This is a genomic window from Lactiplantibacillus pingfangensis, assembly GCF_005404945.1.
GTDB lineage: Bacteria > Bacillota > Bacilli > Lactobacillales > Lactobacillaceae > Lactiplantibacillus > Lactiplantibacillus pingfangensis.
Window position 1 is genome coordinate 26,379 of sequence record NZ_BJDG01000005.1, and the last position, 24,048, is coordinate 50,426.

Consider the following 24,048-nt stretch of genomic DNA (forward strand, 5'->3'; position numbering starts at 1 on the left):
CAGTCGGCATTGTCCGTGATGACTATTGCAATCATCTTTCAAGCCTTCCACACTTTTTGGACCGAAAACGGATCATTCCTATCTGTTAATATTAGCACTTTAAAGCGCTTTATTCACCAATTACTCAGCAGACTTGGCGAAAAAGTTAGAAACAATCGCGTTGGCCAGTGACATTAACACTGAGACTAAGACGGCCATCCCAAAACTTGAGAAGCCAAAATTAGCTTTACCGACAAAATATGATGTCATTTGTAACATCAAGCCATTGATCACAATGCTGAATAACCCAATCGTGAGCAGGGTTATCGGTAACGTCAGCAAAACCAAAATTGGTTTTACCGCCGCGTTCAAGATTGCCAAGACAAAGCTGGCAATGAGTGCCACCCAAATATTGGCCACGTGGAAACCACTCTGAAAGAAGCCGGCAATGGCAATAAACAACACTGTATCAATTAAAATTCTTTTCCAAAAGCCCAATCACTATCACTCCATTAATCTTGGTGGCGAGGTTCATCTTCTTCATGCACGTTATGAATTTCTTTACGTCCATCAGAATGTTGAGCCCTTGGTGTTTCCCGTTGACCAGCTTGACGCATTTGTTCGAAGAAGCCGGTGTTTTCTGGCTTACTTGGAATAATGGTCATCAAGACAAGATACAGCAAAATCCCGAATCCGTGTGAGGCAATTGTTAATAGCACAAATAGCACCCGTAAGATCGTCGCATTCCACTGTAAATATTCCGCAATGCCACCAAGTACTCCGGCAATGACACGGTTATTAGATTTGGTTAGTTTACGATTAGTTTTAGTTTTCATAATTAGACACCTCATAAGTTTAGTCTAATTATATTTTACTAATCCTAAAAGGTAGTTGCAAACTTCATGATTCAGCTTTAAAGATTATTTAGGTTTTATTAAACGAGATTGGAGCTTTCCGGGTTCAATTCAATAATATTCCCCGTATTCAAGTAGACAATCCACTCGCCAACATTCGTGACTAACGCGCCAATTCGCATTAAGTAACTGGCAACATTTAAATAATCAGTAGACCCAATCACCGTTTCAGGATGACGTTCCATCTTTGAAATGCCTTTTTCATTGATCTTATCAAACATTTCGCCAACCTTGGCATCTTTAGCGGCCACCGCTCTTGCCGCCGCATCGTCACTTTTAACATAAGCTGCTAACATTTCTTCAACCATTTTTCGGACACGGTTTCCCATTTCCGATAACTGAGCCTCAATTTCGGGCACTCGTACGTGACCTTTCACGCGAATTGTGGCGTGAGCAATATTACGGGCATAGTCAGCCATTCGTTCTAGTTCAGAAACAGCTTTTAAAATGGTGACAATTTCCCGTAGATCAGAGGTCACTGGTTGGTAGAGGGCAATCATTTCAAATGATTTTTGCTCTAGCTCCACTTCTCGTTCATTGATTTTGGCATCATTGTCGATAATTTCTTGCGCCAATTCCCGATCATGATCAATAAAAGCCTTGACCGCTTTTTCGATGGTGGCACTCACCATCATTCCCATTTCAGTAAAATTAGCATCGATATCATTTAACTCATCGTCGAATAGTCGTCGCATGTTTTATCCTCCTAACCAAATCGTCCTGAGATATAGTCATTGGTTTCTTGTTTTACTGGATTCATGAAAATCTGTTTGGTGTCATTCACTTCAATTAATTCGCCATTCAAGAAGAACGCTGTCCGATCAGAAATCCGCGAAGCCTGTTGCATATTATGCGTAACAGTTATGATAGTGTAATCATGCCGTAAATTCAAGAGGGTCATTTCAATTGTGTGACTTGAGATTGGATCTAGCGCACTAGTTGCTTCATCCAACAAGATGATATCTGGTTCCACCGCTAACACGCGCGCAATGCAGACCCGTTGTTGTTGACCACCCGAAAGTGACAGGGCATTGACGTGCAATCGGTCTTTGACTTCATCCCAAATTGCGGCTTGTTTTAAACTTTTTTCAACCGCGGCGTCTAGTTGCTCTTTGTCCCGAACACCGGCTAACCGCAAGCCATAGACCACATTTTCATAGATTGAAAATGGAAATGGGTTCGGTTGTTGAAACACCATCCCGATTTCCTTACGCAACTTTACTGTATCCATCGTTGGGGCATAGATATTGCTTTGATTAAAGTTAACTTCCCCGGTAATCGTCACATTCGGAATCAAATCATTCATACGATTTAAGCATCGTAGAAAGGTCGATTTACCGCAACCAGAAGGGCCGATTAACGCCGTAATTCCCTTCTCATCAAAGCTCATATTGACCCCTTTTAAGGCCTGTTTCTTACCATAATACAGTGATAAGTTTTCAGTTGTTAAAATCGTACTCATTAGCGGCCCTCCTAACCAAAGTTCCCGGAAATATAATCATTCGTCAGATCAACCTTTGGATTGGTAAAAATATCGCCGGTTTCGGCATACTCCAAAACTTTACCTAAGTTAAAGAACGCCGTATAGTCACTGATTCGTGACGCTTGTTGCATATTATGGGTCACAATAATAATGGTATAGTTTTGTTTCAATTCCAAGAGCGTATCTTCAATTTGACTGGTTGATACGGGATCCAGTGCACTGGCCGGCTCATCTAGCAATAAAATGTCTGGCTTGATTGCAATCGCCCGTGCGATACAGAGCCGTTGCTGTTGACCACCGGAAAGTGCCAACGCGCTTTTATTCAAATCATCTTTAACTTGGTCCCACATCGCTGCCTGCCGTAATGACCGTTCGACAACTTCATCTAACTCTTGCTTTTTGTTCATCCCACGCTGACGTAAGGCAAAGGCGATATTCTCGTAAATCGACTTAGCAAATGGATTGGGACGCTGAAAAACCATCCCGATATGCCGTCGCATCTCATAAACATCAATATCATTGCTATTAATGTCTAAGCCACGATACATAATCTTGCCGGTTACAGTCGCAATGCGATCATTCATCCGATTCAACGACCGTAAATAAGTCGATTTACCCGAACCAGAAGGCCCAATTAAGGCACTAATTTTATACCGCTCAAACTGAAGGTCACCTTCCGAAATTCCCTCGGTCTTGCCATAAAACACATGTAAATCCTCGGTCGAAAGCGCGATTTCATGGTCTTTTGGATCGAATTTCATAATATTACGTTGGTTCGTAGTTAAGTTTGTATTATCTGCCATAAAAAAGGCCCTCCTTTATTCAGCGGTTAAATGTTTGTACAATCGCTTGCCAAGCCAACGGGCTAAGAAATTAAAGAGTAAGACAGCGATAATCAAGACTGCGGACGCCCCAGCAGAAACAGCCTTAGCATCGGGCATAATTCCTTCTGAGTTAATCTTCCAAATATGCACGGCCAAGGTTTCAGCGGGGCGCATTGGACTCAACGGACTACTAATATTGAATGGATTCCAATCATGGAAATTAAGTGCTGGCGCTGATTGACCAGCTGTGTAAATCAGTGCAGCGGCTTCCCCAAAAATCCGACCGGCACTCAGAACGATCCCAGTAATAATACTTGGTAAAGCAGCCGGCACAACAATCTTCGTCACGGTTTCCCAGCGTGATAAGCCTAAAGCATAGCCCGCTTCCCGTTGGTCATTGGAAATATTAGCTAAAGCTTCTTCAATACTCCGCGTCAAGATTGGCAGGTTGAAAACTGTTAGCGCAAAGGCCCCAGACAGAATTGAAAAGCCTAACTTGAACTGCACAACGAAGAACAGATAACCAAATAACCCGACAACTACAGATGGTAATGAACTCAAAATTTCAATCGTCGTTCGAATAAGCCCAGTAAGTGTATTTTGTGGGGCATATTCATTCAAATAAATCCCAGCACCTAAGGAAATTGGTAATGAGATTAATAGCGCTAAGAAAAGTAAGTAGAAAGAATTGAACAACTGAATGCCAATCCCACCACCAGCTTCAAAAGACAACGCCGGTGAAGTCAAGAAATGCCACGAAATTTCTGGTACTCCTTGGACGAGGATATAACCAAGCAACGCCACCAAGATAATGACGACAAACGCCGCAATCGCGTATAGAACGCCGGTTGCAATCTTATCAATTCGTTTAGCGTTCATTGTTTAATTTCCCCTTTCGACCGATATAACGGATGACCATATTAAAGACTAATGACATTAATAACAAGATCATGGCCAGTGACCACAAGGCATTATTTTGCAGTGACCCCATGACAGTGTTCCCAATCCCCATGGTCAGAATACTGGTCAATGTGGACGCTGGTGAAACTAAGTTTTGTGGGAGCAATGTGGCATTCCCAATAACCATCTGAACCGCTAAAGCTTCCCCGAATGCTCGAGCCATCCCGAACACAATCGCCGTCAGCATGCCAGGAATTGCCGCCCGTAAAACAACTTTATAGATGGTTTGCCAACGAGTTGCACCTAAGGCTAACGACGCTTCTCGATAATAACGTGGCACTGCATTTAAGGCATCCGCGCTCATCGAAGTCACGGTTGGTAAAATCATGACAAATAGCACAAAGGTCCCAGATAAAATTCCGTAACCACTGCCGCCAAACGTATTACGAACGAATGGCACCACGACTTGAAGCCCGATAAAACCATAGACAACTGATGGAATCCCCACCAGGAGTTCCGTTACCGGCCGCAAAATTTGCGCACCTCGACGCGGTGAGATTTCAGTCATGAAGACGGCCGTCCCGATCGCAAATGGTGTCGCCACAATTGCTGAAAGGATCGTAATCAAGAATGACCCAACAATCATTGGCAACGCGCCAACAGCGGGTTGACCATTCGTGCCGGTCGTACCTGGATTCCATTGCGTGCCGCTTAGAAACTGCCAGAAATTAATATGATTCTGAAAAAATGTTGCTAGCCCACGCGACGCAACAAAATAAAAGATTAAGAAGACGACCAGAATAATTAATGCTAAACAGGTCAGACTAATAATCTTCCCACGGCGCTCAATTTTGCTGGCAATTGATTTTTTTAATAAGCTTGCTCGAATTTTATCCATGCGGTTCCCCTCATTTCACTGTTGTAATCTTACCGGTCGCACTTCGCTGCACCTGCATATCATGGACCGAAATATAACCTAACTGTTTGACCAATTTTTTCTGAACCGCTGCTGATAAAATATAATTAATAAATTTTTTCGTTAATTGATTTGGCTGTAATCCAGTATAAAGATGTTCATACGACCAAATGTGCCAATGATTATTTTTTACATTAGCTTCAGTCGGCTTAACCCCATTAACTTGTAGGGCTGTCACCGACGTATCTAAATATGAAAATGCGACATAGCTAATCGCTCCTGGTGTGCTGGCAACAATCGACCGTGCTAAACCAGAGGAATCCTGTTCTTGTGAATCAGCACTCTTCCGACCATTTAGCGCATAGCTTTCAAACGTTTTACGTGTCCCAGAACCCTGGGCGCGATTGATCAAAACAATTGGCAGATTCTTACCACCAACCGCTTGCCAATTTTTGATCTTACCCGTAAAAATCGCCGTCAACTCTTGACTCGTTAAATTAGTAACGCCAGTTTTCTTATTAATAATCGGCGCAATTCCCACAACTGCCACCCGGTGATCTTTTAGCTTGCTCGCTTTGATTCCGGCTTGTTCTTCGGCAAATATGTCTGAATTACCAATCGCAACGGCACCCGTCTGAATTTGGCTCAAGCCTGTACCTGAGCCGCCACCTTGAACATTAATAAAAACACCCGTGTGTTCAGAACTATACTGCTCACCAGCAGCTTCAACTAATGGTTGCAAAGCGGTGGAACCAACTGCGGTAATTGACTCACTGGCATCGGTCGTTGCTCGCTGACTGTATCCCAGTCCGACCAAAACGCCAATTAAGATCAATCCTAGTAATTGGATGACCCGACTTTTTTTCATAACAAAATACCTCCTACCCATTGCTCAATATTAATAATACAAAGTTTGTGTAAAGTCTTGATAGGCGTTATGTAAAGATTGTGTAAATATCAGTAACTTATGGTCAGTCCCCACTAGCTGAGCTACCCGCGGCTGGCACGGTTTGGTACACTAAGATCGTGACTAAATTTTTACTAACTTGGTCAACAATTTATCGTTTGGGAGCAGACGCATGTCATTAATCGACTTACAACAAGTTTCAAAACAATTAGATCAGCAACTTATTTTGCAAAAACTCACACTAACCATTGAAAGTCAGAGCGAATTAGGCCTTCAAATGACCACTCATGAAAGTCAGACATTCTTTGACTTAATCGTTGGTAAAACACTCCCAACTAGTGGCCAGATTAACGCAAGCACCCAAAGTATTCTGACACTGCTAGCAACGGACGGTCTCTATGATCAACTCACCGTTATCGGCTATCTTAAACAATTTAATCGACTGGCAGGCCTGAACCTCGCATTAGACTCACTGCTAACACAATTTTCATTAGCCGATGTCCGCCAACAACGGCTAAAACAGCTTACGCTTGATCAAAAACGCCGCTTAGTTCTGTTACGTGCAGCGTTATTTCAGCCAACCTTATTACTAATCGAAAATCCATTGGCCAACTTATCAGATCCTGGCATTGACTTATATTTACAAGCACTCGCCACGGTTCGTAAACTTGGGACAACTGTTTTGATTACCTCACACTACCTAGAAGATCTCCTACTATTGTCAACGACTATTTATCGCTATCACGTCAAAAATGGTTTAGAACAAACTGACCTTACTCCTGAGCAAACTGTTTTTGATGCAAACGACTCTAACCAGGTCAAACAACCACGGTCTATCTTCAAAGTTGCCTCAAAACTTGAGGACAAAACAGTCTTTTTTAGTCCCAACGAAATCGACTTTATCGAAAGTATCAATGGTATCAGTCAACTCAAAGTTGGCAGCGAGAGTTTCCCATCTCCACTCACCATGACAGCATTAGAAAAACAGCTCACCAACTTCGGCTTCTTTCGCTGCCATCGGTCTTATTTAATCAATTTGCAGCAAATTGCTGAACTGCATAGCTATTCGCGGAACAGTTACACGCTAATTTTAAAAAGCCACGCTAAAATTCCCTTAGCGCGAACAAAGTTGACCGACTTACATGATTTAATCAACTTTTAGTTGCACCAGTCACCCCAATTTAGTCACTATTCAACCTGAATTGGCTGCATTTTAACTGATTTTAACGACATTGTGTCAAAACTCCTTTAGGCTATAACTGATAGCAGCGCTGCTAACCATTAACTTTAAAGGAGTTCAAATCACCTATGAAGACGACCGCAATTCAAGTCACCAACTTAACAAAACAGTTCAAAACTGATGTTGCACTAGCCGGAATTTCATTTCAAGTTCAGGCCGGTGAAGTTTTCGGTTTGCTGGGCCCGTCTGGTGCGGGAAAAACAACGACAATTAAAATCTTAACCGGACAATTAGCTCCCACCAATGGTCTTGCCGAAGTTCTCGGTCAGCCTGTCACTAATTTAACCGAGAAAAGCTATGCCCAGATTGGTATTGTAACTCATCAAAGTGGCTTATACGACCGCTTAACCGTTAATCAAAATCTAAATTATTTCGCACAGCTTTATCAATTAAAGCCGGCTCGAGTAACCACTGTCTTAAAACATGTTGGCCTGGAAGCTGATCGCAACAAGCGAGCAAGCAAATTATCTCAAGGAATGCGCCAGCGCCTCATTCTGGCACGCGCAATTTTGCACCAGCCTAAAGTTTTATTCTTGGATGAACCAACTAGTGGCCTCGATCCAATGACCACCCAAGCAATTCATGGGTTAATTCGTGACTTACAAGCTCATGGTACCGCCATCTTATTAACCACTCATAATATGGCAGAAGCAACCGCCCTATGTGATCAAGTCGCCTTACTAAATAATGGCCATTTTGCGGAATTAGGGACGCCCCAAGCCTTACGTTTAAAGTATAATCGGCAAATAGCCTTTAATATCCAGCTTAAGATGCAGCCTACAGCCATAACTTTAACCGCTGGGCCACAAACCACTGCCAAAATTAATCACTGGCTAACCGAACAAACTTTACTGAGTATCCATTCTTGTGAACCAACACTGGAAGATGTCTTTTTAACCGTTACCGGGAGGAACTTACAATGACCACCAGCCTACGTAAAATTCACGCAATTTTTAATTTAAAAACAACCTTACTTCTGACAAATACGAACGTCATGGTTGCGCCGGGCCTTGCCATTGGGATGGTCGTAATCATGCGCTTACTTTTTAGTCATAAATTATCACCCAATTTTAATACTGGGTTTCTAATGGGATTCGGTCTATTATTTAATATCGTGATGGGCGGCATTATGATGACCAGCGGACCCTTGGCTGAAGAAAAAGAGAAGCATACCTTGCGAGTGTTGATGACTTCTTCAGTAACTGGCTTAGACTATTTTATTGGTAGTTTATGTCCACCTTTTTTAATTTTAATGTTCACAAATTTACTGATTATTCCACTAGCCGGCGCCAACTTTCAACAAGTCCCATTAGGCAGTTACTTAGTTATTACTGCAATCACTACCGTAACTAGCCTATTATTGGGCTCATTAGTAGGATTATGGTCGCATAATCAAACCCAGGCCAGCCTATTAAGTTTACCGTTAATCCTAATTTTCACCATGGCACCATCATTTCAACTACTCAATTCGACGCTTAAACACGTGGTGCGCTACCTGTATGCCGGAACTGTGACACAACTCGCCGACGGCATTGCCGCTAACAATTTTCAATGGCATGGCTTTGATATCCTAGTTTTGGGACTATGGCTTGGACTGAGCTTGGTCGCGGTGTTACTGGCCTACCGCAAAAATGGGCTTGACGCCTAAGCGCACTTCACGGTCTCACTAGCTCGGCAAAAATTTTAGACTAAAAAAGACGATTCGGGTTAATTAACCCAAATCGTCTTTTTTAGTCGTCACAACTAACGGTAACGTCACGGTCATGGTTGTCCCGACACCGCGTTGACTAATTACCGAAATTTGGCCTTGCATGGCATTCACCAATTCTTTTACAATTGCCAAGCCTAAACCAGTGCCACTGACCACTTGCTGCGAACGTGATGGACTGGCGCGATAAAATCGTTCAAAAATTCGCTGTTGGTCATCGGCACTGATCCCAATACCAGTGTCTTTCACCGTTAAATACCAATGCGTCTCATCCGCGGTTGCCGTAATCGTTACCGTCCCATTGGCACGATTATATTTGATGGCATTGGATAACAAATTTTTGATAATCTGACTCAATTTCTGAACATCGGCTGTCACTGCGACTGCCGCATCTACGTTATCAGTGACCGTCAAGGCCTTACTCTGAATCGCCTGTTGTAACAGTGACAGTTCTTGATCAATTAAAGGTTTCAGCTTGATTTTTCGGCTAGTCAAACTCGTCGTGTTCTGAGCACGAATCCGTGACAAAGATAGCACATCCTGAATCAAATCAATTAAGCGCTGACTCTCATCGGCAATGATTTTTAAAAACTGATCCAACGTTGCCGGATCATCTTTGGCACCACTCAATAGCGTCTCTGTAAAACCAGCAATCGCTGTAATCGGCGTTTTGAGTTCATGACTCGCATTGCTGACAAAATCATCTTGCATCTGTTCAATCATATAGACTTCGGTAATATCATACAGCATCAACACAATTTGATAATGCGAACGACTATTTTGAATAAAAACGGTCGTTGCTTCAACCACCTGCGTATTCGGCGCCGGCGTTAACGTCACCGTGGCCCGCTGATTGGTTTGGGTCGTAATGGTATCTTCAATAACCTTGGTCAAGGCGTATAATCGGATATCCTTGGTGTAGACATGGGCCACCGAGTTGATGGATTGTTGTAAAAGTTCGCTCATCGCCGGATTCGACAACTGCACTTGCCGATGGTGATCAATCACCATGACCCCCACCGGTAAATAGCGCATGATCATCATCAATTCTTTTTCCTGAAGTTCAGCACGCCGCGTCTGATTGCGCTGGTAACTTTCCAGCTGATTGACTGCCTGTGACAAACTATATAACGGGTCATTTTGTGGCAATAAAATATGTGGTGGAAATTGCTGACTGCTCATTTGACGCAGCTTTTCTTCCATACGATCAATCGTTTTTTGTCGCTCGCGTTGTCGAAACCAAATGACACCCGCTTCAATCACGGCTAAAAGCAAAACTGCCACTAGCAAACTCAGCATCAGCGCAGTGGACCACCGAATGGCTGAAAAATGTTGTACCACGACTAGACCGAGTAACAACATCAGCACATTTTCCAACGTCAGCAAACGCCAAGTCTGCTGCCACTGATCATGCATGATCTTCACCAACGAACTCATAACCAAAGCCACGGACGGTGCGAATCAACCGCGGCTTCTTCGGATCAAGTTCGATTTTTTCACGCAGATGTGAAATATGAATATCGACGATTCGGGTTTCACTCGCATAATCGTAGCCCCAGACATGATTTAAGATGGCATCTCGGCTTAAAACCCGACCCTCGCGTTCAATGAAATAAACGAGCAATTCAAATTCTTTTGGGGTCAAGCTAACACTTTTACCATTGCGAGTCACGCGGTACTTGTTTTGGTCGATTCGCAGATTGCCAATCACCGTAATCGCACGATTAGGCGTCACTGGTGGTGTCACCGCCGTTTCATCCGTTGGTGTCATCCGCCGAATCACGGCCTTAATTCGTGCCAAAACTTCTCGTGGCGAGAATGGCTTCGTAATATAATCATCAGCGCCTAATTCCAAACCAAAAACTTTATCAAATTCATCATTTTTGGCAGTCACAATAATAATTGGCGTGTGGACTTTTTCTTGACGCAATCGCTTGGTAACTTCCATACCGTCCAACTTTGGCAACATGAGATCCAACAAAATACAAGCAAATGATTCTTCTAATCCTAATTCCAACGCGGCTTCCCCATCCGTCGCTGTCACAACTTCATACCCGGCTTGTTTCAAATTATACGATAATAACGTGACGATTGCTGGTTCATCGTCAACTACTAAAATCTTATCCATGGTCGTTAATCCTCCTGATCAGTGAATAACACAATTCCTAACTCATGCGGTGCGCCAGTATAAATGGCTGTTTCAGTAATAATTAGTTGTTGCTCAACATTTCTCACTTTGAGATGCACATAGGTCGGACTTATCAACAATGCCGCATAAAATTCTGCCTCCGAATGTACTGGTTGCCGATTACATTCCAAGATAACATCGCCAATGCTCAAATCTAGCTTGGTCGCTGGCGTCTGCGGACGAATCCCAATGACCCGAACGCCCAAGTCGGTATCTGAAAACCAAAATTGTTGATGACGATCATGATAGCGATGCTGTGCTAAAATCGCCCAAACACCCGCAACTAACAAGCCTAGTATGCCAATTGACCAACGGGGGCTCAAAGTTGCCACCCGCGCCACAATTGCAAAAACAACACTAACTGCCGCCAGTAGCCAGTAACGCGTTGCTAGCCGCCGCCAGGCCAGTTGAGGCTGTTGTTTGTAGACCTGTGCGCTGACCCCCAATAACAATGGTAATAATAAAACGCTAAATTGCTGTGAGCCAAACTGAAAGACCGGCCACCATGCGACCGTCGCATGAATCCAATCTCCCGGGATGAGCACCCCTACAGGCAAAACGAGCAATTGCTGCCAGCGATAACGCACAATTCGCTTTCCGCGTTGGTCTGGACGAATCTGTGGTGAATTCAGTTGGGTCTCACGACGTCTCAACAAGATCGCCGTTGCGGCAAAGCCCAGTCCCAAAATTAAACAACCACTAATAATCACGCCACTGTTTAGACCAAGCGTTGCGACACCATGCGTCTGCAACTGAGTACTGAGCTGGGTCGTTAAGCTCGGCTTTAGGCCCCAATACACTAACCAACTCAAACCAAACACCGTGACTGGCACTAAGCCATTTGGCACAATAATCAGACTGACCACCGCTAGCAGTTCATAAATGACGGCCCAAACTGGTGAGACGACCAAGCCCAAGCCTAAACTGACAAGCGTTGCGGCCACCCCCAACACTAAGCCGCCCTTAAAAAAATTCCGAACTTCAATATAATGAGCATCAATCGCACTTTTAAACTGGTGCCGCTCATAACGCACTCGGCGACGCGCTGCAAGGTAACAGCGAATCAGGCCTACCCAGACCAGTGGTTGAATCAAGAATAGTTCCAATACTTTCAATACGTGCATGCGCGTTGCTCCTAACGTTAAACTCTGAAGCTAGTATAGCATTTTTAGTTGGTCACACCAATGCCAGCCGCGTCGAGTTTTCCCTTGATATCAAGGCCTTAATACCTTGTCATTATAATGCTTATAAACACAAAAATACTAAGTCGACCCACTGATTGCTAAGTCAACTTAGTATACGTTTAGCTACTGTGGATTACGCTGTGCTAATTTCCATTGCAAATAAGCGTCCATAAATGGATCCAAATCGCCATCCATCACTGCTTGACCATCATGAGATTCATAATTAGTCCGGTGATCTTTCACCATCGTGTATGGATGGAAAACGTACGATCTAATTTGAGAACCCCAGCCAATATCGAGCTGTTCTCCTTGGATTGCAGCCCGTTCTTTGGCCTTTTTCTCTTCCTCACGTTCATATAATTTAGCGCGCAACATGTTCATCGCCGTTTGACGGTTTTGCAGTTGTGAACGCTGTGCTTGACTCGCGACCACAATGCCAGTTGGCAGGTGGGTAATTCGCACCGCTGAAGACGTCTTATTGACATGCTGTCCACCAGCACCACTCGCCCGATAAACATCCACTTTTAGGTCATCTGGCCGAATTTCAACGTCAACGCTGTCATCTAATTCCGGCATCACGTCAACACTGGCAAATGACGTATGACGCCGGCCAGCAGCATCAAATGGCGAAATTCGAACGAGCCGATGCACCCCTTTTTCGGAGCGTAAATAACCATAAGCATTATGACCACTTATCAACAAGGTGACACTTTTCAGTCCGGCTTCATCACCGGCTTGATAGTCGACCGTTTCCACCCCAAAATGATGGCTGCCTGCCCAACGGGTAAACATCCGTAATAACATGGCGCCCCAGTCTTGAGATTCAGTGCCACCTGCACCGGGATGAATTTCAAGAATCGCATTATTGCGATCATATGGGCCATCTAATAATAGATTCAACCGATATTGCTGGAGATCATGTTGGGCTTTGGCCAAATCGGTTTCAAATTCGGCCTGCATCTCGTCATCTGGTTCCTCAACCAACAGTTCATAAGCCACGGCTAAATCACCAACCTCATCTGCTAACTGTTGATAAGTCTCAAATTTTCCCTTCAACTCGTTGTTATCATCAATAACTTTTTGGGCAGTCGCTTGGTCATCCCAAAACCCAGGTTCTGCCATCCGCGCTTCATTTTCTTGGATGCCTTCATTTAAAGCATCTAAGTCAAAGCGACCCCCTAAAGTCGTCAACGGCACTTTGCATTTCTTCAATAACATGTTTAGTTTCACTTAATTCCACAAAGAACCCTTCTTTCAACTTATTGATACAATTATTTGGCAAAAAGCGTAGTTGGGACTAATCCAACTACGCTTTTACCAGTTTGTGTTTAATTAACGTTGGATATTTTGACGAATTTCAGACTTCATGAATAATCGGGTTGTATCATAATCGATATCCGCAACCATTTCTTCAAACATCCGATAACCATCACGTTGGTATTCAACTAATGGATTTAACTGGCCGTAGCCCCGTAACCCAATTGATTGGCGTAATTGATCCATGGCATCAATGTGGTCAGTCCAGTGCGCATCAACCACTCGTAAAACAACGACTTTTTCGAATTCCAGCATTTGGCCTTCATCATAAAGTTGCTTTGCCTTCGCCGTATAAACGTCCTCGACCCGTTTCATCAAGTAATCTTCAATTTCAGTTTGCGACTTATCCTTCAAGTCCGCTGCACTGATTGAGTCTTCCTTAACCATCGCACCAGTTGCAAAATCAATGATTGCATCCAGATCCCAAGTCTTTTGGTCACCTTGCGTATGCAATTGCACAGTGCGTTCAACCGTACGCTTGATCATCGGCATAATCACCGACTTCAACGACTTATTCTCCATGATGACTTGTTGACGTTCACCATAGATGACTTCACGTTGTGCACGCATCACATCATCATATTGTAAGACATTTTTACGTGAGTCATAGTTATTTCCTTCGACTCGTTTTTGCGCAGATTCAACTTGTCGCGTAATCATCCGTGACTGGATCACCGCATCATCATCTTCAACATTCATCCGTTGCAAGAAGTTCTTGATTCGTTCGGAACCAAAACGCAACATCAAATCATCTTCCAATGACAAGTAAAATTGTGACATACCGGGATCACCTTGCCGACCAGAACGGCCACGCAATTGGTTATCAATCCGTCGTGATTCATGACGTTCGGTCCCAATAACGGCTAACCCGCCAAGTTCCTTCACACCAGGTCCTAATTTAATATCAGTCCCACGACCAGCCATGTTGGTCGCAATCGTCACGGCGCCACGTTGACCGGCATTGGCAACGATATCGGCTTCTTTCGCATGGTTCTTAGCGTTCAAGACCACATGCGGAATGCCAGCTTCATCCAAACGTTGCGACAAATATTCAGAAGTTTCCACGGCAACTGTCCCAATTAACATTGGTTGCCCTTTTTTATACAAACCAGAAATTTCGTTAACGACGGCGTTAAACTTACTACGTAACGTTGGATAAAGTAAGTCTGAACGATCATCACGAATCATTGGTCGGTTAGTTGGAATCGTAATAACTTCCATGTTGTAAATTTCACGGAATTCTTCTTGTTCCGTTTTAGCCGTCCCAGTCATCCCAGAGAGCTTTTTGTACATCCGGAATAAGTTTTGATAGGTAATGTTGGCCATGGTCTTAGTTTCTTCTTGGATTTCAACATGTTCTTTGGCTTCAATGGCTTGATGTAGCCCATCAGAGAACCGCCGACCATCCATAATCCGACCAGTAAAGGAATCCACGATCATTGCTTGACCATCTTGAATCACATAGTCTTTGTCTTTCAACATGATGTAGTTGGCACGTAACGCTTCATCCAAATAATGGTTTAAAGCCGTATTATCCGTGTCATATAGATTAGATAGGCCAAAGTACTTTTCAGCCTTGCGAATCCCTTCATCAAGCAACGCCACGGTCTTTGATTCCAGATCAACTTTGTAATCGTCGTCTTTAGTCAAAGTCTTAGCGAAACGGTCAGCACGCTTATACATGCCAGTCGTCCCTTCGGATTGACCAGAAATAATCAGTGGTGTCCGCGCTTCATCAATTAAAATTGAGTCAACTTCATCGATAATCGCAAAGTTTAATGGTCGCTGAACCATATCTTCACGATAAACAACCATGTTATCTCGCAAGTAATCAAACCCAATTTCACCATTGGTTGAATAAGTAATATCAGCATTGTAGGCTTCCCGTTTTTGTTCGGGAGTTTTATCAGCACCGTTAATCCCGACACTCATGCCTAACCATTGATAGAGTTCACCCATTTCAGTCGCATCACGCGCTGATAAGTATTCATTCACGGTAACGACATGGACGCCGTCGCCAGAAATGGCATTCAAATAAACCGGCATGGTGGCAGTTAAGGTTTTCCCTTCACCTGTCTTCATTTCGGCGATGTCACCTTCATGTAATACAATCCCACCTAAAATTTGTACGTGGAATGGATATAACCCCAGTACACGTTTGGCACCCTCACGAGCGGTCGCAAATGCTTCAGGCAGCAAGTCATCAAGCGACTCGCCTTCTTTATATCGTTCACGGAATTCTGGTGTTTTAGCTTGCAGGTCGGTATCACTTAACTTAGCGTATTCATCAGCGTAAGCTTCAACTTTGTTTGCAATTTTATCAAGACGCCGAATGACGCGCTTGTCGCTTTCAACCCAGCGTTTTAAAATGTTGGCCATTTACGTATCCTCTCCAAATAATAATTCTTAAGTATTGATTCTTAATCGTCTATTTCAAAATAAAATACCATCTGTAATTTTAACATTTTTTGGCGTTAATGGGAACTATAGCCAGTCAATGTAACCGGTACCGAATGGGTTTATTTCAAAAATACTACCGCTGTTCCAGATTATTTGCAACATTCTTAATGATTAACGCGCCTTAACAATATTTTTTGTAAATTAAAAGAACTGATCAAAGACCAGTTCTTTCTGAATCGACTATTCTATTTATTGATTGTCGCCAGTTTCAATCAAACCATAACGACCATCATTGCGCCGATAAACGATATTAATGGCATCCGTTTCCGCGTCTTCATAGATGAAGAAATCATGACCAAGCATATCCATTTGCAGAATTGCTTCTTCATTATCCATTGGTTTCAAAGAAACCCGCTTCGTACGTACAACATCCAACTTATCGTCCTGATCGTTATCAGCAGCTGCAACCGTTTCATCAGTCGCCGCAAAGTCAATGGCCTTAAAGCCCTTTTCGCGGGACTTGCGATTGACTTTGGTCTTATACTTGCGAATTTGGCGTTCGAGTTTATCGGTCACCAAATCAACGCTAGCATACATATCAGGAGAAGTTTCTTCTGCCCGGAGAACTAAATAGGGAAGTGGAATCGTTACTTCGACTTTAGCAGTCTTGTCTGGGTGAATCTTCAAGTTTACGTGGGCAATTGAGTCAACGTTATTGTCAAAGTATTTTTGTAACTTACCCACCCGTTTTTGAACATAGTCACGAATAGCTTGTGTCACTTCGATATTTTCACCGCGAATATTAAAATTTAGCATAGATCTTCTCTCCCTTCACACACATTACTGTGTACCCAAAGTAATAAAAGGACCACTCTTTCATTACTTTGCTTAAATTCATTATAATAGAAAGCGCTATAATAAACAATCGAAATGCCGTTTTTCATCAGATTTACCGTGCCAAAGTTAGGCCTATGACTGACTTGGCACCGTTTTCCAAAATCAGATCAGCGGCATGTCGAATCGTTCGGCCGGTCGTATAAACATCATCCACCAAGACAACCGTTTTGGCAGTTAAATCTGGACCAGCACCTGTTAATTCAAACGGTTGTGGGGTTAGCAACCGCGCTTGGCGTTTCTTTTGCGACTGTGGCACAGCCTTCGTTTGATGCTTGGTTTTTAACCAGCCTGAATTTTCTCCATCACTCAGCCAACCAGTCACTTGGTTAAACCCGCGCGTCACCATGGTATTGGCTGTGACCGGGATGGGGACGACGATAGCCGGCTGCAAACTGGCCAGTCGCGCCATTAACACCGCCCTAAAAACGGCCCGTAGTCGGTAATCCCCTTTAAATTTGTATTGCTCAAAGTACGCTTGCATGGCCTCATTATAAGTAAACAAGGCTTGATTATAAAAAGCTTGCTGCGGCCACCGCTGACAATCATGGCACAGTGATCGTTGTGTTTGGGCGCGACCACAGCTAGGACACGCTTGACTAGTCATAATCGGGGTAAACGTTTGCCAACACGCTTGGCAAACCACGGGACGCTCAAGTGGCTGCCAGCTTAGCACCCATGGCAGCCTTAATTTTGGCTCACTCGAGCGGTGACACAACAGGCATTTCAGCACGTAACCGCCGTCCTTTCCGGTTCACGAGCTTAATTTGTCGGATTGCACGTTTAACTGGTCGGGCATAGCTGCGACAAATAAACCGTACTAAACCAGTTGGCCGTGCTTTACTGCGACCAACACGCCCGGCAATCTGAACCAATGCCGCAGTTGAAAAAATCGGATCATCGGCGCCTAAAACAATCACATCAATGCCCGGAAACGTCACTCCACGTTCTAAAATCGTTGTCGTAACCAAGTATTGAACGTCTAAGTTTCGCATCGCTTGTACTTTGGCTAAGCGCTCTGGATCACTGGCATGGACCGTCAACCCTTTGAGCCCTGGATAGACTTGTTGAATGGCTGCCTGCACAACGGCGAGCTGCGCAACCCTTGGGACAAAAATCAAAAAGCGTTGGCCACGATTCGCGTAATCAGCCAACCAAGGACGCAAGGGCCACGGCAGTTTACCTTTCTTTAATCGTTCCCAATAACGGGGTTGTAAAGTGACGCGAATCGGCGGCAACAACTGCTGATGAAACCGAAGTGGCAAGTAACTCAGCCCCAGCTCATGCTGTCTAACTTGGCGTAACAAGTCTTGGCTAGGTGTCGCAGTCAAATACAGCAAGGCACTAACTGGTTTCAAGGCCTGCTCAACGGCATAGCCTAGTCGTGGATTAGCCGCAAACGGAAAAGCATCAACTTCGTCTACAATGAGCACATCAAATGCCGCTCGAAATCGCAATAATTGATGGGTCGTACAAATTGTTAATTGGCAATAGCGGTAAGGCGTTATTTGACGGCCGTGCAGTAAGGCAATTTCTAAATTTGCAAAAGCGGCCTGAAGCCGGGGGTGTAATTCCAAACAAACATCCACGCGCGGTGAGGCAATGGCAACCCGCCAGCCTTGAGCAAGTGCCCAAGCTAACCCTGGAAATAGCATTTCAGTTTTGCCGGCACCAGTGACGGCCCATAATAACTGTCGTTGATGAGCTTCAAATTTAGTTTGAATCATCGCTGCACAACTCGCTTGTTGATCAGTTAACTGGCCTTGCCAAGTCAACTGATCAACTTTTGGAAAGTCATTTGGCTCTGAAATATGATACAGTGAAGTTAAGGTGCTGACACGACCAAGATTCAAGCAATCATAACAATAAAACTGGTCTCGTGGTAATTGCGCTGCTTGTCGATTCAACACACTGCCACAGCGCTGACACTGCAATCGATTAGCGGTCACGCGCAAGGCGACGAATTTCTGGGTTGCTGCCGGTAAGTCTTGCGCTTCCAATGGTGTTAAAGCGAGTTGACGACCATACAGTTCACTTGCTTGCATGTTTAGGCCTCCCTTTTATCACCCAATTACGAGATTTCACGCGAATTAATTTAAAAAGGAGTTGATTAGTTTGACCAAGCCATACTATACCTTGGCATCAGATACTGTTTTTGAACAAACGATTAAAAAGTCACGCTTTATCGCAAACCTTTACCGCATCACTGATGAAGCAGACGCCAAGTCGAAGCTTGACGCTGTCCGGGCTGCCGAGCCCAAGGCAACTCATCATTGTTTTGGCTATTTGCTTGGTGATGATGACCATATTCAACGAATGAGTGATGATGGTGAACCTGCCGGTACAGCTGGCGTGCCAATCCTTGAAGCATTAAAATTGACTCAAGTTCACGATGTCTTAGCGGTGGTTACGCGTTACTTCGGTGGTATCAAACTTGGCGCTGGTGGCTTAATTCGCGCTTATAATGGGACTCCCGTTGAAGCCATTAAGCAGGTTGGCAAAGTCCAGCGCGTGCGACAGGAAAAGTTAGCAGTCACTATCGACTACCGCAACGTTGATGCCCTGACTTATTACTTAAACCAACAAAAAATAGTGCCATTAACAACTAACTATGCCGTTAAGGTTCAACTGATTATTGCGGTGGCGATTGATGCGGTCCCCGTCGTCGAAACCGCGATTAACAACTTACTCAGCGGTCAGGTCGAATTTGCGGACCAGGGGCAACAATATAGCGAAGTTCCGATATTAACCCACTAAAAAGAGCTTTTCAACGTCAATTGCTGACATTGAAAAGCTCTTTTTTAATCAAAACTATTTTAGTGTTGTGACTTTACCAGATTGACCACGATCAACTTTCATTGACGTCAATGGAATGTAACCTAATTTCTTGACCAGACTACCTTGAACGCTCTTAGAAGTCATGTAAGTTAAGAAGGTCTTCAGCTCACCAGTAGGTGCACCCTTGGTATACATGTGTTCGTATGCCCAGATCTTCCACTTGTTATTCGCAACGTTGGCTTCAGTTGGTTTAACGTTATCAATTGATAATGACGCTAGATCACCTTTAATGTATGAAAAGGCAAGATAACTGATTGCACCTGGCGTTGTAGAAACGATCTTTTCAACAGTACCATTAGAATCTTGTTCTTGGCTAGTTGCAACCTTAGCGTTGTCTAAGCCCCATTTTTCAAAAGTAGCCCGGGTCCCACTGCCTTGTGCACGGTTCACAACAGTGATCTTTTCATTCTTCCCGCCAACTTCTTTCCAGTTGGTAATCTTGCCTTGGAAGATTTGGACTAATTGATCTTTAGAAACATTAGTCACGCCAGCTTCTTTATTGACCACGGGTGCCATTCCGACAACGGCAACTTTGTGATCAACTAAGCCTTTAGCATCCAAACCTTTTTGTTCTTCAGCAAACAAGTCTGAGTTCCCAATATTGACTGAGCCCTTAGCAACTTGGCTTAAACCAGCACCAGAGCCGCCACCTTGTACGTTAATCGTAACATTTGAATGTTCATTTTGGAAAGTTTGACCAGCTTGTTCAACTAATGGTTGTAACGCCGTTGATCCGGTTGCCACAATCTTAGTTGTCTTAGAAGTCTTGGCACTACTGCTACTAGTATTCTTGGTACTAGTGGCTGAACTACTGCCACAACCGGCTAATAAGATGGTCATCGTTACGGCCAGCGCCCCTAATGTCACTGTTTTTTTCATAATTGAAACTCCCCTTTTCCATTTTTACGCTCATAATTAGAACAATCAACGCCGCTAACCTAAACTAGCAAACCTGGGTAGGAAGTGCTACTTCGTGATGCGAGCATGATCACTTTTTAGGTTAGACGATTCATTGACTGCCATTGGAACAGTCTTAATATTACTGGCCGTTTGTAAATTCAAAATGATGTTTATGTAAAACCCTTGTATAGTTTAGGTAAAGGCCATCAATTTTAACCAATGGGCCAACTAATTAATACTTTAAAGGGACAAAAACAGACTCGATAACCAGTACGCGTTATCGAGCCTGTCGTATTTCAAAATCAATTAGTGATTACTTTTGGAAGTGAACTTCGCAACCGTGCGCTTAATCCAATCTAACAACGGCTGGCGGTTATCCCCCGCCAAGCCAATCGCTTCCACAAATAGTTCCAAGCCAAACAGCAAACTAATGGTTAACAATACCGATCCGCCGAGGGATGAAATTGGATAGAGCAACGAAATAAACGAAAAGATTAAAGCGATGCCGTAAATAACCATCACGGTCTGACGATGGGTTAAGCCTAACTGCATCAACCGATGATGCAGATGGTGTTTATCTGCTTGTGAAATTGGCTTCTTGTTTAAAATCCGTCGAATCATCGCATAAATCGTATCGGTAATCGGAACGCCTAAAATCATGACCGGAATTATCACCGAAATCAAGGTGACATTCTTGAGGCCAAACAGTGAGAATACCGCAGTCATGAAGCCAATAAATAATGAGCCGGTATCGCCCAAATAAATTCGCGCTGGAAAGAAATTATACGGTAAGAAACCAAGCATCGCGGCAACCAAGGTGAAAATTAACAGCGACACAAAGGTATTGGCATTTAAGAAAAACAGCCCAATAATTCCCATCGTGCTCAGTGCAATAATTCCAACCCCGGTTGCCAAGCCATCCAACCCGTCAATGAGATTAATGGCATTCGTAATTGCTAAAATCCATAGCAGCGTGATTGGTAGACTTAACCATTGAAAGTGAATCAAGCCAATAAATGGGAATGTTAAGGTAGTCATGCGAATCCCACCAATGAAGTACACTTCCAAGGCAGCTAACGTAATCCCCAACATTTTTTGACGCGGTTTTAGTTCATAGATGTCATCAATAATCCCCGTTGCCAAGATGATCAGCTCACCAAATAAGAGCGCGTAAAATAACCGAGTTGGAAACTGATGCATCAAGTACAAGATTGTCGTCCCAATAGTATAGGCGATAAAAATGGCTAGGCCACCCATTGTCGGCATCGGTACTTTGTTGACTCGTCGAACATTTGGCTTATCAACAGCCCCAATTTTGAATGCGAGATTTCGCACAAACGGCGTTAGGAGCGCGGAGATGATCATGGTCGCCACTAAGCTGACTAAGATTTCAAATCTAATCATTTGTGCGTAACTCCTCTCTGACATATTACCTATAATTATACAAATCAGACGCCAACTTGACAACTCGATTCAAGGAAACTTAGGAAAGCCGACATAGTTCAGTCACAATTCAAACAAAAAACGACGTGTAAGACAGCCAGGGCCATCTCCACGTCGTCTGCAATTACTCTTTTAAGTGATAATTATAAGTCGATACAATAATATTTTCACGAGAATTTAAGACCGCTCGCAAGCGTAGACTCGTTTGGTTGTGCAAAATATTTTGCCAAGGCTTTTTAGGCACAAACTGTGGCACTAATACCGTGGTTGAGAAGTTACGCTCCGCGGCCCGCTTAGCAATGACATCACAGAAACGCAAGGTTGGCGTCGCAATCGAACGATACGATGAGTGTATATCCACAAAACGCACATCTGGGAAAGTCGATTTGAATTCGGCCGCCGTTTTATGCTCTTTTTCTGGATTTTCGTCAAAGGAAACATGCATCGCAATCACGTAATCCCCGATTGACCGGGCATAATTGACTGCCGCCGCCGTCACACGAGTAACGTTGGAAACTAGGACAATCACCGTCGCACCATCATAGTCGTGCAATTCGGCTTTTTCTTGGGCGACCACCCGCAATTGCGCTGCGACCCGATTATAATGTACATGAATTCGATAAAACATGTACAACAATAGTGGCATCACAACGAGGTATGGCCAGACGTTGCCAAAATGTAAGGCAAACAAGAAGACGACCAGCACGAGTGAAATCAATGCGCCTAATAAATTAACGGCGGATTTAAGCCACCACCAGCTACCACGTTCACGTAACCAGTGCACGATCATCCCAGATTGAGACAAGGTGAAAGGCACAAAAACCCCAACCGCATACAACGGAATCAGTAAGGTCGTCTTCCCATGGAAAATGAAGATTAAGACGATTGCACCAACCGCCAACGAGATAATCCCGTTAGAATAACCTAAGCGATCACCGCGATCCATGTAAGCATGTGGTAAAAATTTATCTTTAGCTAAGTTGTAAGCCAAAATTGGGAACGCCGAGAATCCAGTATTCGCCGCCACGGCTAAAATTAACGCCGTCGATAATTGTAACAAATAGTAGAACAAGCCATGACCGAAAACTGCCGTCGCAATTTGTGATAAGACGGTATTGTCAGCTTGTGGTTTGATGCCCAAGTAGTAACTCAAGTAAGTAATCCCACCGAAGAATACCGCCAAGACAATCGCCATAATTGCTAACGTATTAGCAGCATTCCGGCGCTTAGGTCGTTTAAAGTTAGGAACGGCATTACTAATTGCTTCGACCCCAGTTAGTGAGGAAGAACCTGACGAGAAAGCCCGGAAAAACAGGACGAGTGTCATGCCTTGAACAGGTGCGCCCACAGCTGCGGAAGCATGGTAAGTTAAGTTACCACTTGCAATATTCATAATTCCCCATAAAATCATACCGATAATCATGAGGATAAAGAAGTACACCGGAAAAGTTAAAAACGACGCTGATTCGCGCATGCCTCGTAAATTCAGCGCCATAATCGCAATGACAATCAACACTGCAATCAACACCTGATAATTTACTAAGGCAGGTACTGCTGACGTAATCGCTTCAGTCCCAGAAGTAACGGAAACCGCCACGGTCAGCATATAATCAACTAACAATGATCCCCCAGCGACTAATCCGGCCGGTCGACCCCAGTTTGTACTAGCAACCACATACGCCCCACCACCCGAAGGATAGGCACGAATGATTTGCCGATAAGACATCGTAATCGCAAACAATAGAATCAAGACCAGCGCGGCAACATAGAGCTGATACATTAGTGCTGCTGCTGAAAGGGTAATTAATACCGTTGTGATCTGTTCAGTACCATAGGCAACTGACGAGAGCGCATCTGATGACAGCAGCGCCAGCGCCTTGAACTTAGTGAGCGCCTGCCCACCTTCATCCATGGTTTTTAACGGTTTCCCGATAACCAACCGTTTTAAATAACGCCACATGATAATAACTCCTTTATTTCAAAAAATAATTATTCCCAAGTAAGTGCTAAGTC

General features: G+C 43.9%; 23 protein-coding genes. 4 read left to right on the top strand and 19 right to left on the bottom strand.

Translation table 11 applies throughout. From position 1 onward, the window contains the following. Window positions 1–120: 120 nt before the first annotated feature. The 8 genes from FFM74_RS03200 to FFM74_RS03235 form a co-directional block, all read right to left on the bottom strand. Window positions 121–477, bottom strand: a complete 357-nt coding sequence (locus FFM74_RS03200; RefSeq protein WP_137625195.1) for a phage holin family protein — start codon at window positions 475–477, stop codon at window positions 121–123. Window positions 478–491: 14 nt separating this feature from the next. Then, the gene (locus FFM74_RS03205; RefSeq protein ID WP_137625196.1) at window positions 492–815 is read right to left on the bottom strand and encodes a PspC domain-containing protein; all 324 of its coding nucleotides are present in this window, start codon (window positions 813–815) and stop codon (window positions 492–494) included. A gap of 98 nt (window positions 816–913) precedes the next feature. Beyond that, entirely contained in the window at window positions 914–1,588 is a 675-nt protein-coding gene (gene phoU, locus FFM74_RS03210) for a phosphate signaling complex protein PhoU (protein ID WP_137625197.1), read from the bottom strand. Between the two features lie 11 nt (window positions 1,589–1,599). Then, complete coding sequence (pstB, locus tag FFM74_RS03215; RefSeq protein ID WP_137625198.1) at window positions 1,600–2,355, bottom strand: phosphate ABC transporter ATP-binding protein PstB; 756 nt, start codon at window positions 2,353–2,355, stop codon at window positions 1,600–1,602. A gap of 11 nt (window positions 2,356–2,366) precedes the next feature. Then, window positions 2,367–3,179, bottom strand: a complete 813-nt coding sequence (pstB, locus tag FFM74_RS03220; protein ID WP_137625199.1) for a phosphate ABC transporter ATP-binding protein PstB — start codon at window positions 3,177–3,179, stop codon at window positions 2,367–2,369. A gap of 15 nt (window positions 3,180–3,194) precedes the next feature. Further along, window positions 3,195–4,079, bottom strand: coding sequence for a phosphate ABC transporter permease PstA (gene pstA, locus FFM74_RS03225; protein ID WP_137625200.1), 885 nt, complete (start codon window positions 4,077–4,079; stop codon window positions 3,195–3,197). Further along, window positions 4,069–4,998 (bottom strand): phosphate ABC transporter permease subunit PstC, encoded by a 930-nt coding sequence (gene pstC / locus FFM74_RS03230; RefSeq protein WP_137625201.1) that lies wholly within the window; start codon window positions 4,996–4,998, stop codon window positions 4,069–4,071. Before pstC ends, pstA begins: the two co-directional genes overlap by 11 nt. 10 nt (window positions 4,999–5,008) lie before the next feature. Then, window positions 5,009–5,884 (bottom strand): phosphate ABC transporter substrate-binding protein PstS family protein, encoded by an 876-nt coding sequence (locus FFM74_RS03235; RefSeq protein WP_137625202.1) that lies wholly within the window; start codon window positions 5,882–5,884, stop codon window positions 5,009–5,011. A gap of 211 nt (window positions 5,885–6,095) precedes the next feature. Between FFM74_RS03235 and FFM74_RS03240 the strand changes: the two genes are divergently transcribed. From FFM74_RS03240 to FFM74_RS03250, 3 genes are all read left to right on the top strand, one after another. Further along, entirely contained in the window at window positions 6,096–7,085 is a 990-nt protein-coding gene (locus tag FFM74_RS03240; RefSeq protein WP_137625203.1) for a LytTR family transcriptional regulator DNA-binding domain-containing protein, read from the top strand. A gap of 146 nt (window positions 7,086–7,231) precedes the next feature. After that, window positions 7,232–8,086: an ABC transporter ATP-binding protein gene (locus FFM74_RS03245; RefSeq protein ID WP_137625204.1), complete on the top strand. Its 855-nt coding sequence runs from the start codon at window positions 7,232–7,234 to the stop codon at window positions 8,084–8,086. After that, complete coding sequence (locus tag FFM74_RS03250; RefSeq protein ID WP_137625205.1) at window positions 8,083–8,811, top strand: ABC transporter permease; 729 nt, start codon at window positions 8,083–8,085, stop codon at window positions 8,809–8,811. Before FFM74_RS03245 ends, FFM74_RS03250 begins: the two co-directional genes overlap by 4 nt. A gap of 63 nt (window positions 8,812–8,874) precedes the next feature. Here the strand turns inward: FFM74_RS03250 and pnpS are convergent, their stop codons facing one another. The 8 genes from pnpS to FFM74_RS03290 form a co-directional block, all read right to left on the bottom strand. Continuing rightward, window positions 8,875–10,287, bottom strand: coding sequence for a two-component system histidine kinase PnpS (gene pnpS, locus FFM74_RS03255; RefSeq protein ID WP_137625298.1), 1,413 nt, complete (start codon window positions 10,285–10,287; stop codon window positions 8,875–8,877). Next, complete coding sequence (locus tag FFM74_RS03260) at window positions 10,280–10,999, bottom strand: response regulator transcription factor (RefSeq protein ID WP_137625206.1); 720 nt, start codon at window positions 10,997–10,999, stop codon at window positions 10,280–10,282. The genes pnpS and FFM74_RS03260 overlap by 8 nt, the downstream gene beginning before the upstream one ends. Window positions 11,000–11,004: 5 nt before the next feature. Then, the gene (locus FFM74_RS03265; RefSeq protein WP_137625207.1) at window positions 11,005–12,183 is read right to left on the bottom strand and encodes a PDZ domain-containing protein; all 1,179 of its coding nucleotides are present in this window, start codon (window positions 12,181–12,183) and stop codon (window positions 11,005–11,007) included. 183 nt (window positions 12,184–12,366) lie between these two features. Further along, a protein-coding gene (prfB, locus tag FFM74_RS03270) for a peptide chain release factor 2 (protein ID WP_137625208.1) occupies window positions 12,367–13,483 on the bottom strand; the annotation gives its coding sequence in 2 pieces (ribosomal slippage) (window positions 12,367–13,410 and window positions 13,412–13,483; 1,116 coding nt in all). Window positions 13,484–13,575: 92 nt separating this feature from the next. Then, on the bottom strand, window positions 13,576–15,939 hold the full coding sequence (gene secA / locus FFM74_RS03275; protein ID WP_137625209.1) for a preprotein translocase subunit SecA: 2,364 nt from the start codon (window positions 15,937–15,939) through the stop codon (window positions 13,576–13,578). A gap of 270 nt (window positions 15,940–16,209) precedes the next feature. After that, on the bottom strand, window positions 16,210–16,776 hold the full coding sequence (hpf, locus tag FFM74_RS03280; RefSeq protein WP_137625210.1) for a ribosome hibernation-promoting factor, HPF/YfiA family: 567 nt from the start codon (window positions 16,774–16,776) through the stop codon (window positions 16,210–16,212). A gap of 133 nt (window positions 16,777–16,909) precedes the next feature. Further along, the gene (locus FFM74_RS03285) at window positions 16,910–17,461 is read right to left on the bottom strand and encodes a ComF family protein (protein WP_223877148.1); all 552 of its coding nucleotides are present in this window, start codon (window positions 17,459–17,461) and stop codon (window positions 16,910–16,912) included. A gap of 91 nt (window positions 17,462–17,552) precedes the next feature. Then, window positions 17,553–18,899: an ATP-dependent helicase ComFA gene (locus tag FFM74_RS03290; protein ID WP_137625212.1), complete on the bottom strand. Its 1,347-nt coding sequence runs from the start codon at window positions 18,897–18,899 to the stop codon at window positions 17,553–17,555. Window positions 18,900–18,969: 70 nt separating this feature from the next. On the opposite strand from FFM74_RS03290, the gene FFM74_RS03295 reads away from it, so the two are divergent. Then, window positions 18,970–19,611, top strand: coding sequence for a YigZ family protein (locus FFM74_RS03295; RefSeq protein WP_137625213.1), 642 nt, complete (start codon window positions 18,970–18,972; stop codon window positions 19,609–19,611). A 54-nt stretch (window positions 19,612–19,665) separates the two neighbouring features. Here the strand turns inward: FFM74_RS03295 and FFM74_RS03300 are convergent, their stop codons facing one another. From FFM74_RS03300 to FFM74_RS03310, 3 genes are all read right to left on the bottom strand, one after another. Beyond that, a complete protein-coding gene (locus FFM74_RS03300) occupies window positions 19,666–20,571 on the bottom strand; it encodes a phosphate ABC transporter substrate-binding protein (protein ID WP_137625214.1) in 906 nt (301 codons plus the stop codon). Between the two features lie 327 nt (window positions 20,572–20,898). Further along, entirely contained in the window at window positions 20,899–21,996 is a 1,098-nt protein-coding gene (locus tag FFM74_RS03305; RefSeq protein WP_137625215.1) for a glycosyltransferase family 4 protein, read from the bottom strand. Window positions 21,997–22,159: 163 nt separating this feature from the next. Next, window positions 22,160–23,995, bottom strand: a complete 1,836-nt coding sequence (locus tag FFM74_RS03310) for an APC family permease (RefSeq protein WP_137625216.1) — start codon at window positions 23,993–23,995, stop codon at window positions 22,160–22,162. Between the last annotated feature and the right edge of the window lie 53 nt (window positions 23,996–24,048).

Excerpts from the sequence above, each read along its gene's own strand:
- FFM74_RS03205 (WP_137625196.1), bottom strand. The coding sequence starts at position 815 with ATGAAAACTAAAACTAATCGTAAACTAACCAAATCTAATAACCGTGTC.
- phoU (WP_137625197.1), bottom strand. The coding sequence starts at position 1,588 with ATGCGACGACTATTCGACGATGAGTTAAATGATATCGATGCTAATTTT.
- pstB (WP_137625198.1), bottom strand. The coding sequence starts at position 2,355 with ATGAGTACGATTTTAACAACTGAAAACTTATCACTGTATTATGGTAAG.
- pstB (WP_137625199.1), bottom strand. The coding sequence starts at position 3,179 with ATGGCAGATAATACAAACTTAACTACGAACCAACGTAATATTATGAAA.
- pstA (WP_137625200.1), bottom strand. The coding sequence starts at position 4,079 with ATGAACGCTAAACGAATTGATAAGATTGCAACCGGCGTTCTATACGCG.
- pstC (WP_137625201.1), bottom strand. The coding sequence starts at position 4,998 with ATGGATAAAATTCGAGCAAGCTTATTAAAAAAATCAATTGCCAGCAAA.
- FFM74_RS03235 (WP_137625202.1), bottom strand. The coding sequence starts at position 5,884 with ATGAAAAAAAGTCGGGTCATCCAATTACTAGGATTGATCTTAATTGGC.
- FFM74_RS03240 (WP_137625203.1), top strand. The coding sequence starts at position 6,096 with ATGTCATTAATCGACTTACAACAAGTTTCAAAACAATTAGATCAGCAA.
- FFM74_RS03245 (WP_137625204.1), top strand. The coding sequence starts at position 7,232 with ATGAAGACGACCGCAATTCAAGTCACCAACTTAACAAAACAGTTCAAA.
- FFM74_RS03250 (WP_137625205.1), top strand. The coding sequence starts at position 8,083 with ATGACCACCAGCCTACGTAAAATTCACGCAATTTTTAATTTAAAAACA.
- pnpS (WP_137625298.1), bottom strand. The coding sequence starts at position 10,287 with ATGCATGATCAGTGGCAGCAGACTTGGCGTTTGCTGACGTTGGAAAAT.
- FFM74_RS03260 (WP_137625206.1), bottom strand. The coding sequence starts at position 10,999 with ATGGATAAGATTTTAGTAGTTGACGATGAACCAGCAATCGTCACGTTA.
- FFM74_RS03265 (WP_137625207.1), bottom strand. The coding sequence starts at position 12,183 with ATGCACGTATTGAAAGTATTGGAACTATTCTTGATTCAACCACTGGTC.
- secA (WP_137625209.1), bottom strand. The coding sequence starts at position 15,939 with ATGGCCAACATTTTAAAACGCTGGGTTGAAAGCGACAAGCGCGTCATT.
- hpf (WP_137625210.1), bottom strand. The coding sequence starts at position 16,776 with ATGCTAAATTTTAATATTCGCGGTGAAAATATCGAAGTGACACAAGCT.
- FFM74_RS03285 (WP_223877148.1), bottom strand. The coding sequence starts at position 17,461 with ATGACTAGTCAAGCGTGTCCTAGCTGTGGTCGCGCCCAAACACAACGA.
- FFM74_RS03290 (WP_137625212.1), bottom strand. The coding sequence starts at position 18,899 with ATGCAAGCAAGTGAACTGTATGGTCGTCAACTCGCTTTAACACCATTG.
- FFM74_RS03300 (WP_137625214.1), bottom strand. The coding sequence starts at position 20,571 with ATGAAAAAAACAGTGACATTAGGGGCGCTGGCCGTAACGATGACCATC.
- FFM74_RS03305 (WP_137625215.1), bottom strand. The coding sequence starts at position 21,996 with ATGATTAGATTTGAAATCTTAGTCAGCTTAGTGGCGACCATGATCATC.
- FFM74_RS03310 (WP_137625216.1), bottom strand. The coding sequence starts at position 23,995 with ATGTGGCGTTATTTAAAACGGTTGGTTATCGGGAAACCGTTAAAAACC.